Origin of the sequence: Methylobacterium sp. Leaf91 (assembly GCF_001422815.1) — a bacterium.
Classification (GTDB): domain Bacteria; phylum Pseudomonadota; class Alphaproteobacteria; order Rhizobiales; family Beijerinckiaceae; genus Methylobacterium.
Genome location: NZ_LMMP01000052.1, coordinates 162,212 through 175,455 on the forward strand (window position 1 = coordinate 162,212; position 13,244 = coordinate 175,455).

11 protein-coding genes are annotated in these 13,244 nt (G+C 68.4%); 8 read left to right on the forward strand and 3 right to left on the reverse strand.

Features of this window, described 5'->3' with window-relative positions; genetic code table 11:
* The first annotated feature begins 29 nt into the window (after window positions 1–29).
* The 8 genes from ASF32_RS23900 to ASF32_RS23935 all read left to right on the forward strand — a co-directional run bounded on the left by ASF32_RS23900 (window position 30) and on the right by ASF32_RS23935 (window position 8,214).
* Window positions 30–1,592: a PepSY-associated TM helix domain-containing protein gene (locus ASF32_RS23900; RefSeq protein WP_056434574.1), complete on the forward strand. Its 1,563-nt coding sequence runs from the start codon at window positions 30–32 to the stop codon at window positions 1,590–1,592.
* A gap of 134 nt (window positions 1,593–1,726) precedes the next feature.
* Complete coding sequence (ada, locus tag ASF32_RS23905; protein ID WP_056434577.1) at window positions 1,727–2,824, forward strand: bifunctional DNA-binding transcriptional regulator/O6-methylguanine-DNA methyltransferase Ada; 1,098 nt, start codon at window positions 1,727–1,729, stop codon at window positions 2,822–2,824.
* Window positions 2,825–2,925: 101 nt separating this feature from the next.
* On the forward strand, window positions 2,926–3,198 hold the full coding sequence (locus ASF32_RS23910) for a hypothetical protein (protein WP_156467944.1): 273 nt from the start codon (window positions 2,926–2,928) through the stop codon (window positions 3,196–3,198).
* 222 nt (window positions 3,199–3,420) lie between these two features.
* Window positions 3,421–4,578 carry an acyl-CoA dehydrogenase family protein gene (locus ASF32_RS23915; RefSeq protein ID WP_056434583.1) on the forward strand — a complete coding sequence of 386 codons (1,158 nt, stop codon included), beginning with the start codon at window positions 3,421–3,423 and terminating at the stop codon, window positions 4,576–4,578.
* Window positions 4,579–4,611: 33 nt separating this feature from the next.
* Window positions 4,612–5,715, forward strand: a complete 1,104-nt coding sequence (locus tag ASF32_RS23920; protein ID WP_056434586.1) for an LLM class flavin-dependent oxidoreductase — start codon at window positions 4,612–4,614, stop codon at window positions 5,713–5,715.
* Window positions 5,715–6,656: an ABC transporter substrate-binding protein gene (locus ASF32_RS23925; RefSeq protein ID WP_156467945.1), complete on the forward strand. Its 942-nt coding sequence runs from the start codon at window positions 5,715–5,717 to the stop codon at window positions 6,654–6,656. Before ASF32_RS23920 ends, ASF32_RS23925 begins: the two co-directional genes overlap by 1 nt.
* Window positions 6,657–6,682: 26 nt before the next feature.
* A complete protein-coding gene (locus ASF32_RS23930; protein WP_056434591.1) occupies window positions 6,683–7,222 on the forward strand; it encodes a cupin domain-containing protein in 540 nt (179 codons plus the stop codon).
* 29 nt (window positions 7,223–7,251) lie between these two features.
* Complete coding sequence (locus tag ASF32_RS23935; protein ID WP_056434594.1) at window positions 7,252–8,214, forward strand: aliphatic sulfonate ABC transporter substrate-binding protein; 963 nt, start codon at window positions 7,252–7,254, stop codon at window positions 8,212–8,214.
* A 72-nt stretch (window positions 8,215–8,286) separates the two neighbouring features.
* On the opposite strand, the gene ASF32_RS23940 is transcribed toward ASF32_RS23935, so the two are convergent.
* The 3 genes from ASF32_RS23940 to ASF32_RS23950 all read right to left on the reverse strand — a co-directional run bounded on the left by ASF32_RS23940 (window position 8,287) and on the right by ASF32_RS23950 (window position 13,144).
* Window positions 8,287–10,476 (reverse strand): TonB-dependent siderophore receptor, encoded by a 2,190-nt coding sequence (locus ASF32_RS23940; RefSeq protein ID WP_056434597.1) that lies wholly within the window; start codon window positions 10,474–10,476, stop codon window positions 8,287–8,289.
* A 424-nt stretch (window positions 10,477–10,900) separates the two neighbouring features.
* The gene (gene fghA / locus ASF32_RS23945; RefSeq protein WP_056434600.1) at window positions 10,901–11,734 is read right to left on the reverse strand and encodes an S-formylglutathione hydrolase; all 834 of its coding nucleotides are present in this window, start codon (window positions 11,732–11,734) and stop codon (window positions 10,901–10,903) included.
* Between the two features lie 273 nt (window positions 11,735–12,007).
* The gene (locus ASF32_RS23950) at window positions 12,008–13,144 is read right to left on the reverse strand and encodes an S-(hydroxymethyl)glutathione dehydrogenase/class III alcohol dehydrogenase (RefSeq protein ID WP_056434602.1); all 1,137 of its coding nucleotides are present in this window, start codon (window positions 13,142–13,144) and stop codon (window positions 12,008–12,010) included.
* Window positions 13,145–13,244 lie beyond the last annotated feature (100 nt).

The window sequence follows — 13,244 nt, forward strand, 5'->3', positions numbered from 1 at the left end:
GAGAACGACATGCCAGAAGGATGTGCGGCATGAAGAACGGCCTTCGCCAATCCATGGCCTGGTTGCACACCTGGTCCGGCCTCGTGGTCGGCTGGGTGCTGTTCGCCGTCTTCGTCACCGGAACAGCGAGCTATTATCGCACCGACATCACGGCCTGGATGCAGCCGGAGCTGAGGCAGGCGGCGCGGGCCGAGCCGGTCCCCGACCTCGCCCGCGCGGCGGAGATCGGGCTCGCCCATCTCCAGGCCCATGCCGTGGGCGCGCGGTCCTGGTCCATCGGCCTGCCGCAGCCGGACCGGCCGATCATCGACCTGTTCTGGCGGACGAAGCCGGGCACGCCCCCGAACATCGTCCAGCTCGACGGGCAGACGGGAGAGCCGGCGACCTTCAGGAAGACCAGGGGCGGCGACTTCCTCTACCGTTTCCATTTCGAGCTGCACATGCCGCCGCTCTGGGGGCGCTGGATCGTCGGCATCTGCGCGATGGTGATGCTGGTGGCGCTCATCAGCGGCATCATCACCCATCGCCGGATCTTCGCCGATTTCTTCACCCTGCGCCGGGACAAGTCGGCCCAGCGCGGCTGGCTCGACGCGCACAACGTCACCGGCGTGCTGGCGCTGCCCTACCACCTGATGATCACCTATACGGGCATCGTCACCCTGGCGATGATCTACATGCCCTGGGGCGTCACCGCCGCGTATAACGGCGATGCGACGCGCTTCTACGCCGAGACCGCCCAGATCACGGCCCAGCGCCCGCCCCTCGGCCAGCCCGGAACCCTGGCCCCGATCGGGCCGATGGTCGCCCGCGCCGTGGCGACGATCCACGAGCCGCTGGAGCGCCTGTCCATCGTCAATCCGGGCGATGCCCGATCCACGGTGATCGCGATCTTCGAGGAGCCGCACGGACTCGCCCACCAGCATCCGCAGATCGCCTTCGACGGCACCACCGGCGAGATCGTCGAGATCCTGCAGGGCGGGCTGAAGCCGGCGGCCAAGACCTTCACCACCATGGTCGGCCTGCACGAGGCCCATTTCGCCGGGCCGGCCCTGCGCATCCTGTTCTTCCTCTGCGGCCTGATGGGATGCGTCATGGTGGCGAGCGGGCTGATCCTGTGGTCCGTCGCCCGGCTGCCGAAACCCGGCGAGGCCCCGTCCCTCGGCCTTCGCGTGGTGCAGGCCCTCAATATCGGCACCGTCATCGGCCTGCCGGCGGGGATCGCGGTGTATTTCCTCGCCAACCGCGTGCTCCCTCCCGGCCTCGAGGGCCGCCTCGACTGGGAGGTCCGGGCCTTTTTCGGCGCCTGGATCGTGATGAGCGTGGTTCCGCTGTTCCGGCCTCATCGCGCCGCTTGGCGGGAGATGGCCGTCGTCACCGCGATCCTGTTCCTCGCCGTGGCGCTGGCGGACCTCCTGGCAGCCGCCGCGCCGTCGCCGAGCGCCCTGCTGCGGCACGATCCGGGCCTCCTCTGGTTCGATGCCGCCATGGTGGCTCTCGCGGGGCTGTTCGCGCTGGTCGCCCACAAGGTCGCGCATTTCCAGACGCGCAAGCGTGCGAAAGCCGCCCCCGTCGGCGCGCCGAGGACGGCCTGAACCAAGGAGACGAAAGCGGGAGCAAGAACCGGGATGCGGCCGGCGAGCCTCGGGGTCAGTATGATGGCCTGAAGCGGCGGCCCGCGCCGTCGTCGCCCGATCAGGAGATCGACGCCGTGCCCGCCCCCGAACCGATGGCCCGTCAGGACGTCCCATCCATCGCCGATCCTGCAGGATGCCGCCTCGAAGGCGGCGACGCTGCGCGATGGGCCGCCCTCGCCTCCCGCGACGAGGCCGCCGATGGCAGCTTCGTCTATGCGGTGCGTACCACTGGGATCTATTGCCGGCCGAGTTGCGCCGCGCGCGCGCCGCGACCCGAAAATGTGAGCTTTCACGCCTCCTGCGCCGAGGCGGAAGCAGCCGGCTTTCGCGCCTGCAAGCGCTGCCTCCCCAACGCGCCCAGCCTCGCCGCGCGCCGGGCGGAGGCGGTCGCCCGCGCCTGCCGCCTCATCGACGAAGCCGAAACCTTGCCTGACCTCGGGGCGCTGGCGGAGGCGGCCGGTCTCAGCGCGTTCCATTTCCACCGTGTGTTCAAGACAGTCACCGGCGTTACGCCGAAATCCTACGCGGCGGCGCGACGCGCGGAGGCTCTGGCCTCGGGCTTGAGCCGGGCAGAAACGGTCACGCAGGCGATCTATGAGGCCGGATACGCCTCGCCGAGCCGCTTCTACGCGGAGGCGACGGACCGCCTCGGCATGGCGCCCGAGACCTACCGCCGGGGCGGCGAAGGCGTCGCGATCCGGTTCGGGATCGGCCAATGCGCCCTCGGCGCCATCCTGGTGGCGGCGACAGTCAAGGGAATCTGCGCCATCCTGCTCGGAGACGATCCCGACCAACTGTCCCGCGACCTCCAGGACCGGTTTCCGAAGGCCGACCTGCTGGGGGGCGACGCGGCTTTCGAGGCCTGGATGGCCCAGGTGGTGGGGTTCGTCGCGACGCCCGCGCGCGATCTCGGACTGCCGCTCGATATCGGCGGCACCGCCTTCCAGCAGCGGGTCTGGGACGCCCTGCGCAAGATCCCCATCGGCACCACCGCGACCTATGCGGACATCGCCAGAGCCATCGGCGCTCCGGCGGCGAGCCGTGCGGTGGCGCTGGCCTGTGGCGCGAATTCCATCGCCGTGGCGATACCCTGTCATCGGGTGGTCCGTTCGGACGGGTCGCTCTCCGGCTACCGCTGGGGCGTCGCACGCAAGCGCGCCCTGTTGACCCGCGAGGGCGTCGTCGTCTGAATCTCGATACGCCCGACCGATACCAATCACCGCGCTACCCCATCCGGAGGATGTGGCGCGGCCCGTCCCATGGCATGACCGTCCCGGAGAGGGAGAATGCCGTGACGACCGCCGAGACGCCGGATTTCTACTGGATGGGTTTCGAAGCCTACGGGCAGGGCCGGACCATCGATCACGCCCCGGGCGGCGAGGATTCTACCGACCGACTGGATTGGATCGACGGCTGGGAATTCGCCAAGTTCGCCTCGGCCGCCAGCCCCGACCTCGACGATCGCGATGAGATCGAGCCGCCGCGCCGAGCCGCAGAAACGTTTGTTTTGTCGAACGACCCGGCTCGAACGAGCGCCGGACGGATGAAGGCCGACTGGGGGTGAGATTCGCATTCCCCCTCTGCTTTGAGTCGAGGGGAAAGGACTTTCGCTATCGGGACGGATGAACGGCAAGGGCCTTCTCCGATCCTTTGTTCTTAAAAAAGAACGTTCCCGTTGACAGGACGGGGTTTCGGCAGGACCATTGCGGCACTTGGTGAGGGGCTTTCGCGGCGTATTCCGTGAGCCCTGCGATCCGACGCGTCCGAAGAATCCTGTCTTTTCCGAATGATCCTCTCCCCGCCTCTGCGCGACACCGCCGATGGGCTCGCCCGGCTTTTCGCCGAACGGGCCGACGGTCACGACCGCGCCGGTCGATTCGCGCATGACAACATCGCCGATTGCCGGAATGCCGGCCTGCCGGGGCTGACCGTGCCGCGCAGGCTGGGCGGCGCCGGCGCCGGTCTCGGGCAGGCAGCGATGGTGATCGGCACCCTGGCGCGAGGCGAGCCCTCCACCGCCTTGGTCCTCACCATGCACTTTCTCCAGCATGGGCTGATCCATGCGCGCGCGGCCTCGCCGGAGGAAAGCTGGCCCCAGGCGATCGCCGATGGGCTCGGCCGCGCGGCGGTGGAGGACGGCGCGCTCATCAACGCCCTGCGGGTCGAGCCCGAACTCGGAACCCCCTCGAGGGGCGGCATGCCGGAGACGGTGGCTCGGGCGACCTCCACCGGATGGCGCATCAGCGGCCGGAAGATCTATTCCACCGGCAGCCCGGCCCTCACCCATGGCCTCGTCTTTGTCCGCACCGATGAGGCGGAGCCGCGCATCGGCAACATCCTGGTGCCGATGGCCTCCGATGGCGTGCGGATCGAGGAGACCTGGGACCATCTCGGCCTGCGCGCCAGCGGCAGCCACGACGTGATCTTCGAGGATGTGGCGGTGCCCGCCGAGCATGCGGTGGACCTTCGCCCGCCCGAGGGCTGGCGCAAGCCGGATCTCCAGCAGCAGGCCTGGAGCACGGCGATGCTCTCCGCCCTCTATGACGGCGTCGCGCGCTCGGCCCAGGCCTGGTTCATTGCCTTCGCGAAAGACCGCAAACCCGGAAGCCTCGGCCAGAGCCTCGCGACCTTGCCGCGCTTCCAGGAGGCCATCGGCGAGAACGAGCGACTGCTCGCCGTGAATGCCCGCCTGATCCGGAGCTTCGCCGCGGATGTCGACGGAGGCGCCTGCCCCTCGGTCGCCGAATCCGGCTTCCTCAAGACCACCGTCACCGAGAACGCGATCCAGCTGGTGCAGCGCGCCGTCGAACTCGCCGGCAATCCCGGCCTGTCGCGGGCGAACCCGCTGGAACGACACCTGCGCGACGTCCTGTGCGGGCGCATCCACTGGCCGCAGACCGATGCGGTCCGCATCGCCGCCGGGCGCGCCGCCCTCGGCCTCTGACCCCTTCCCAGTTACGGACTCAAGGAGATCGCGATGAGCTTTCCGTCGCCGGATGCCGTCGAATTCATCGGCTTCGCCGCCCCGCGCTACACCTCCGAGACCCATGCGGCCTCGGGCCCCGCCATCGACCGGGACTATCTCCGGCTGCTCGCCCAGGCGCATGAATGGGGCGGGTTCGACCGCATCCTGGTGGCCTTCTACGCGACCCAGCCCGACGCGCTGCTGCTCTCCGCCCAGATCGCGGCGGTGACCGACCGGATCGGCCTGATGATCGCCCATCGCACCGGATTCACCGCGCCGACGGTGGCCGCGCGCCAATTCGCGACCCTCGACCAGCTGACCGGCGGGCGCGTCGCCATCCACGCCATCAGCGGCGGCGACGACAGGGAGCTGGCGCAGGACGGCGACCACCTGACCAAGGACGAGCGCTACGCCCGCACCGACGAATTCCTCACCATCGCCCGGCAGGTCTGGACCGCCGAAGCGCCGTTCGATTTCGCCGGCGCGCATTACCGGATCGACCGGGGCTTCTCCGAGGTGAAGCCGGTGGACCCGCGCGGCATCCCGGTCTTCTTCGGCGGGGCCTCCCCGGCCGCCATCACTGTCGCCGGGCGTCACGCCGACACCTACGCCCTGTGGGGCGAGAGCCTCGATCAGGTCCGGGAGGCCATCTCCAGGGTGCGAGCGGCAGCTGCCCCCCATGGCCGCGATCCCCGGTTCAGCCTGTCGTTCCGGCCGATCCTGGCTGCGACGGAGGAGGAAGCCTGGGCCAGGGCCGAGGACATCCTGGCCCGCACCCGCGCCACCCGCGCCGCCAGGGGTCTCGGGCCGGCGCCGGTGCCGGAGAACGAGGGCTCGCGCCGCCTGCTCGCGGCGGCGTCCCAGGGCTCGCGCCTCGACAAGCGGCTCTACACCGCCATCGCCAGGGAGACGGGCGCCTCGGGCAATTCCACTGCCCTCGTCGGCACGCCGGAGCAGGTGGCCGACGCCCTTCTCGATTACCACGACCTCGGGGTGCGGACCTTCCTGATCCGCGGGTTCGACCCGCTGGAAGACGCCATCGCGTATGGCCGTGACCTGATCCCCACCTTCAAGCGGCTCCTCGCCCGGCGTGGGACACGGGCGGAGGCAGCCTGATGCGCGCCCTTATCACTCTCCTCGCCGTGCTGGCGTTCGCCGGCATCGCCCGCGCCGACGAGACGGTGCTTCGCGTCGGCGACCAGCGCGGCAATGCCCGCGCCCTGATGGAGGCGGCCGGCGTCCTCGCCGACCTGCCCTACCGGCTCGAATGGAGCGAGTTTCCCGCCGCAGCCCCTCTTCTCGAAGCCCTCAATGCCGGGGCGATCGATGCCGGCGGCGTCGGCGACGCCCCCTTCACCTTCGCGGCCGCCGCCGGGGTGCCGGTGAAGGCCTTCGTCGCCTTCCGCAACAAGCAGGACGGCCTGGCGATCCTCGTCGCCAAGGATTCGCCGTTCAAGACGGTGGCCGACCTGAAGGGCAAGAGCATCGCCACCAATCGCGGCTCCATCGGCCATCAGGTGGTGCTGGCCGCGCTGGAAGAGGCGGGCCTGCCGGCCAATGCCGTGACCCTGCGCTTCCTGCCCCCGGCGGATGCCAAGATCGCGCTCGCGGGCGGCAGCGTCGATGCCTGGGCGACCTGGGAGCCCTACACCTCCACGGCCGAACTCGCCGGCCTCGCCCGAGTCGTGCGCGACGGCAACGGCATCACGCCGGGCCTGAGCTTCGCGGTAGCGAGCGACGCCGCCCTGAAGACCAAGCGCGCGCAGCTCGCCGATTTCGGTCGGCGCCTCGTGAGCGCGCGCGAATGGGCGCTCAAGGATCCCGCGCCCTACGCAGCGGTCTGGTCGAAGCTCATCGGCCTGCCGGAGGCGGTGCCCCTGCGCTGGTTCTCGCGGGCGGAATATCGGGCGGTGCCCATCGACGACGCGGTGATCGCCGACGAGCAGCGCAACATCGACCTCTACGTCCGTTCCGGGCTGATCCCCGCCGCGCGGGCGCCGCGCGCCGACATCATCCTCGATCGGAGCTTCGAACCGGCCGCGATCGCGGTACGTTGAACAGACCGCCGCCGAGGACCGGACCCATGCACGACCCTTCCGACCACAGCCACGATCATGCCCATTCCGACCACGACCACGCGCATGACCACGAGGCGGCGCCCGCCGCCGAACGCTGGAAGCATGACGGCGTGCGGGTGATCCCGGGCGACAAGCTCGATTCGAACACCGCCCAGACACCGGGCATGTTCCGGCAGGCGGCGATCAACCATGCCCGCGTCGGCGCGCAGAAGATCTGGGCCGGCACGGTGGCGATCGCCCCCGACGCCAAGACCGGCGTGCACCATCACGGCGCGCTGGAGAGCGTCATCTACGTGGTCTCCGGCCGCGCCCGCATGCGCTGGGGCGACAAGCTGGAATTCGTGGCCGAGGCCGGACCCGGCGACTTCATCTTCGTGCCGCCCTACGTGCCGCACCAGGAGATCAACGCCGATCCGGACCAGCCGCTGAACTGCGTCCTGGTGCGCTCCGACAACGAGGCGGTGGTGGTCAACATCACCGATGTGGAACCCGTAGAGCGTCCCGAGACGGTCCACTGGGTCGACCCGATCCACAAGCATCCCTGATTCCGCGCCATACCGAGAGACGCCGTCCCATGATCCATCGTCGCCACGCGCTGCGGGCCGCCGCCGCGCTGAGTCTTCTCGCCCTCGCTCCGGGACGCGTGCTCGCCGCCGAGCCGAGGACGCTGCGCATCGGCTACCAGAAATCCTCGACCCTGATCGCCCTGCTGAAGCAGGATGGCAGCCTCGAGAAGGCGCTGGAGCCCCTCAAGGTCGGGCTCACCTGGCACGAATTCACCAGCGGCCTGCCGGTGATGGAAGCGCTCAATGCAGGCCAGATCGACCTGTCGGCCGATGTGGCCGACACGGTGCCGATCTTCGCCCAGGCCGCCAATGCGCGGATCACCTATGTGGCGCAGGAGGCCGCCTCCCCCGCCGCGCAGGCCATCCTGGTGGGGGCCGATTCCCCCATCAAGACGGTGGCGGACCTCAAGGGCCGCAAGGTCGCGGTGACGAAGGGCGCCGGCGCGCATTACCTCCTGCTCGCCGCCCTGAAGGCCGAAGGCCTTCCGTTCAAGGCGATCACGCCCGCCTACCTCACCCCGGCCGACGGGCGCACGGCGCTGGCCAGCGGCGGTGTCGAGGCCTGGGTCGCCTGGGACCCGTTCCTCTCGGCGGCGGAGCTGCAGACGGGCGCCCGCGTCCTGAAGGACGGAACCGGCCTGTCGCTCTACAAGCGCTACTACCTCGCCTCGGACGAGTACGCGGCCAAGCACGGAGACATCCTCGACATCGTCTTCGCCAAGTTGCGCGACACCGGAACCTGGGTGAAGGCCAACCCGGACGAATCCGCGAACCGCCTCGGCGCACTGTGGAAGCTCGATCCCGCCATCGTCGCGAAGGCCAATGCCCGCCGCACCTACGCGGTGGAGCCGGTGACCCGGGACGGTCTCGCCGAGCAACAGACCATCGCGGATGCGTTCCGCGCCGAGGGCCTGCTGCCGCGCGCCGTCGATGCCTCGGCGCTCGGCATCTGGGCGCCGACCAAGTCCTGACCGGCGAACGAAAAATCCCGATGAGCCAGGCTCATCGGGATCGAAACGTCCCTCATCGCAGGAGGGGCGGGCTCACCACTTGTACGAGACGCTCGCGACGATCTTGCGCTGCGTGCCGTAGAAACAGGCTGTCGCGGACGAGCAGGACGAGACGAAGCGCTTGTCGCCGACATTGATCATGTTCACGGCGGCGCGCCATCCGGCGTAATCGTAATGCACCGCCGCGTCGAAGGTCACGTATTCGGGCACGACGAGGGTGTTGGCGACGTCCGCGTAGGATTGGCCGACATAGTTCACGCCGCCACCGAAGCCGAAGCCTTTGAAGGTGCCGACCGGGATGGTGTAATCGGCCCAGAGCGAGGCGAGGGTCTGCGGGATGCCCACCGGGACCTTGCCGAGATCGAGGTCCGTCCCCTCGATGGTGCGCAGACCGTAGAGCGTATAGGCGGCCGTGAGGTTCAGGCCTTCGGCGAGTGTCGCCGTGGCCGAGAGTTCGAAGCCGCGTGAGCGCACCGAACCGATCTGAAGATTGGTGAAGAGGCTGACCGGGTTCGGCGTCAGCGTGTTGTTGCGGACGAGATCGAAGGCCGCGAAGGTGAAGAGCGTGTTCCAGCCGACGGGCTGGAACTTGGCGCCGATCTCGACCTGTTCGCCCGTCTCCGACTTGAACGGCCGGTTTTGCGCGTCGGCGCCCGGCGTCGGATTGAAGGATGTCCCATAGGTCACGTAGGGCGCCAGCCCGTTATCGAGATTGTAGATGAGGCCGAGCCGGCCGGTGAAGGCACTTTCGCTGATCTGGGTCGATGTGCCCGACGGGATCTTGCTGTCGATGTTGTTGTCGACGAAGTCCTGGCGACCGCCGATGAGGAAGGTCAGGCGTTCGGTGAGCGCGACTTGGTCCTGCGCATAGAGGCCGACCTGCTGGAGCTGCTGGTTCAGCACGCGATAGGGGGCGGGCGCCGCGGCGGCCTGGAAGTATCGCGGAGCGAGGATGTTCAGGGACGGGGCCGGGAAGGTCGAAGCCTGGTTGTCCGAGAAGCTGTAGCGCTTGTAGTCGACGCCCATCAGCACGGTATGCCCGAACGTTCCATCGTTGAACCGGGCCTCGGCCTGATTGTCGACGGTAAAGATGCCGGCGCGGGGCGTCGTCAGGAAGCCGTAGCGGGCCAACTCCGTCTGGGCGGCATTGTTGTAGCCGTTGGCGACGTAGCGGGAATCCGAGACTTCCGTGAACGAGAACCGGAAGTTCTGGCGCACGGTCCAGACGTCGTCGACATGGTGCTCGAACTCATAGCCGAGATTGGCCTGGTTACGGGTGTAGCGGTCCACCAGCGGATCGCTGGCGTTGAGCTTGCGGTCGATCCTGAGACCGGAAGCGTTGGTGCGCACGGTCCCGAAATACGGCAGGAACTGGCCGGCACCGCCGGTCTCGTCGCGCTGGAAGCTCGTCAGCACCGTGAAGGTGGTGGCGCCGTCGGGCTTATAGGTGAAGCTCGGCGCGATGTAGTAGCGGTCCTCCGGCGCGAAATTCACCTGGGCGTCGCCGTTCTGGAAACGGCCGGTCAGGCGGTAGAACCAGTGGCCGGACTCGTCCACCGGCCCCCCGAGATCGAAGGCGGCGTAGCGCTGGCTGAACGAGCCGCCGCCGAGCTCGAGATAGCGCAGGGGCGTGAAGGTCGGCCGCTTCGAGACGATGTTGATGAGGCCGCCCACGGGGCTGCCGCCGAAAAGGGTGGCGGCGGGGCCGCGCAGCAGCTCGATGCGTTCGGCGCCGAACGGGTCGATGCGGAAATTGGCGAAGCCGGTCTGGAACAGCTGGAGCCCATCCCGGAACAGGCCGGATTCCGTGGCCGAGAAGCCGCGGATCAGGAACCAGTCGAGGCGCGTGTCCGGGCCGAACTGGTTGGCGTAGATGCCCGGCGTGTAGCGCACGGCCTCGGACAGGGTCTGCGAGCCCTGTGCCTTGATCTGATCGGCGCTGACGACGCTGATCGATTGCGGCGTGCGGATGATCGGCGTGTCGGTCTTGGTGGCAGTGGCGCTGCGGGTGGCGACGTAGCCATCCACCGGGCCACGGGCGGTCTCGGGCGCGCTGCGGCCATTCCCCACTCCCGTGCCGCTCCCCGCGCCCGACCCTTCGACGCTCAGCGTATCAAGGGTCACGGCCCGTTCCTGCGCCGAACCGGCTCCCGTCAGGGCGAGCACCGTGATCGACACCCCGGCCGCGAGGACGGCGGAACGGACGAATGGGGACGACGGCATGGACGGCCTGGCTCCGGATGACGGGCAGCAGAACGGGCTCGCGCAAGTGGCGAGACGTGGCCTGCGGTGCTCTTTAGAATTATGATAAACTACTGTAATACAACATGTATTCGCCCTTCCGCCGTAGCTTTCGGCTCGGTCGGTGGCAAGATACCGAACACTCTTCGTCACTCGCCGTTGCTGCTTCGACACAGGCCGCGCAGGTTGTAATGCTTGTGCGCACTCAGCCTGCTGGAGATGTCGGTGGCGGCAACGATGCGGGATCGAGGCGTGAGGCAGCGGATCGAAGGGGTGGAACCGGATGAGGGCCGGGGCCCGTTCTCGACGCGACGCTCTGCGTGGCGGAGTGCGGCCCGTCTCGGACGACGGCCGATGAACCCACCCCCGGCGCGACAGGCCGGGGATGGAGTGCGTGGTGGATGCCTTACTTCAGACGCGCGGCGGCCCAGGCGATGTGGTCGGCCATGAAGGTCGAGATGAAGTAGTACGAGTGGTCGTAGCCCTCACGCATGTTGAGGGTCAGCGGGATGCCGGCTGTCTTGCAAGCCTCTTCGAGCAGCCAGGGCCGCAGCCCGTCATCGAGGAAGCTGTCGGCCGTGCCCTGATCCACGAGGAACTCCGAAAAGCGCTTGCCGTCCTCGATCAGCGCGGTGGCGTCATGCGCGCGCCAGGCCGCCTCGTTGGTCCCGAGATACTTCTCGAAGGCGGGCTTCGACCATCCGGCCGTGGAGGGCTGGGCGATGGGCGCGAAGGCCGAGCAGGACCTGAAACGGTCGGGATAGGTGAGCGCGATGGTCAGCGCGCCGTGGCCGCCCATGGAGTGGCCGAAGATGCCCTGGCGGGACATGTCCGCCGGGAAGTTCTCGGCGATGAGGGCGGGGAGCTCCTCGGTGACGTAGCTCCACATCCGGTAATTGGTGGCGTAGGGCGCCTCGGTCGCGTCGACATAGAAGCCGGCGCCCGAGCCGAACTGCCAGTTGCCGGCCTCGTCGGGAATATCCGCGCCGCGCGGGCTGGTATCCGGCGCCACGATGATCACGCCATGCTCGGCGGCGGCGCGGCGGTACTCGCCCTTGTCCATGACGTTGGCATGGGTGCAGGTGAGGCCGGACAGGTACCAGAGCACCGGCACCGGGCCGTTCTCGGCCTGCGGCGGCACGAACACCGCGAAGGTCATGGGGCAGCCGGTGGTCTTGGCATCGTGCTTGTAGACGCCCTGCGTGCCGCCATGGGCGCGGGCCTTCGAGATGGTTTCCATGCGGTGATCTCCTGATGGGGGTGAGTGGATCGTATTTAGCGAAGCTCATCGGAAGGTGCGCATGCCCCCTCTCCCCGCACGCGGGGAGAGGATCGCGGACACCTTGCCGTGTCCGCGACGAGCGGAGGCGAAGCCGAAGCGATGGTGAGGGGGCGGTGTCGGAGGAGACTCATACGGCGACGCCCCCTCACCGTCGGCTGCCGCCTCGACGCGCCGACGACAGGGTCGTCGCGCCCCTCTCCCCGCAAGCGGGGAGAGGGGATGCTCACGTCTTCAGTAAACCACCACCGAGCGGATCGACTTGCCCTCGTGCATCAGGTCGAAACCGTGGTTGATGTCTTCGAGCGGCATGGTGTGCGTGATCAGGTCGTCGATGTTGATCTTGCCCTCCATGTACCAGTCGACGATCTTCGGCACGTCGGTGCGGCCGCGGGCGCCGCCGAAGGCCGAGCCCTTCCAGACGCGGCCGGTGACGAGCTGGAACGGACGGGTGGAGATCTCCTTGCCGGCCTCGGCCACGCCGATGACGATCGATTCGCCCCAGCCGCGATGGCAGCATTCGAGGGCCTGACGCATGACGTGGACGTTGCCGGTGCAGTCGAACGAGAAGTCCGCGCCGCCGCCGGTGACGTCGAGGATCGCCGAGACGACGTGATCGTTGCCGACCTCCTTCGGGTTGATGAAGTGGGTCATGCCGAACTTGCGGGCCATCTCCTGCTTGTCCGGGTTGATGTCGACGCCGATGATCTTGTCGGCACCGACCATCCGGGCGGCCTGGAGAACGTTGAGGCCGATGCCGCCGAGGCCGAACACCACGACGTTCGCGCCGGGCCAGACCTTGGCGGTGTAGATCACCGCACCGATGCCGGTGGTGACGCCGCAGCCGATGTAGCAGATCTTGTCGAAGGGAGCGTCTTCGCGGATCTTGGCGAGCGCGATGGCCGGCAGGACCGTGAAGTTCGAGAAGGTCGAGCAGCCCATGTAGTGGAACAGGCTGTTCGAGCCGCCCGGGCTGCCGCCGGTGGAGACGCAGGAGAAGCGCGAGGTGCCGTCCGGCATCACGCCCTGGCCCTGCGTGGAGCGGATCGCGGTGCAGAGGTTGGTGCGCTGCGACAGGCAGGACTTACAGCTGCGGCATTCCGGGGTGTAGAGCGGGATGACGTGGTCGCCGACCTTCAGGTCCGTGACCCCGGCGCCGAGCTCGCGGACGATGCCCGCGCCCTCGTGGCCGAGGATCGCCGGGAACTTGCCCTCGGAATCGAGGCCCGACAGCGTATAGGCATCGGTGTGGCAGATGCCGGTGGCCATCAGCTCGATGAGGACTTCGCCGGCCTTGGGGCCTTCGATGTCGATGGTCTCGATGGTGAGGGGCTTCTTGGCCTCCCACGCGACCGCAGCGCGCGTCTTCATATCTCTATTCTCATGTCTGGACGATCACGGACGGTGTCGAACTGCCGACTCTTCGGCTTCGCCTCATCCAGGGGAGGGCAAGCCGAACGGTCCGAAAATC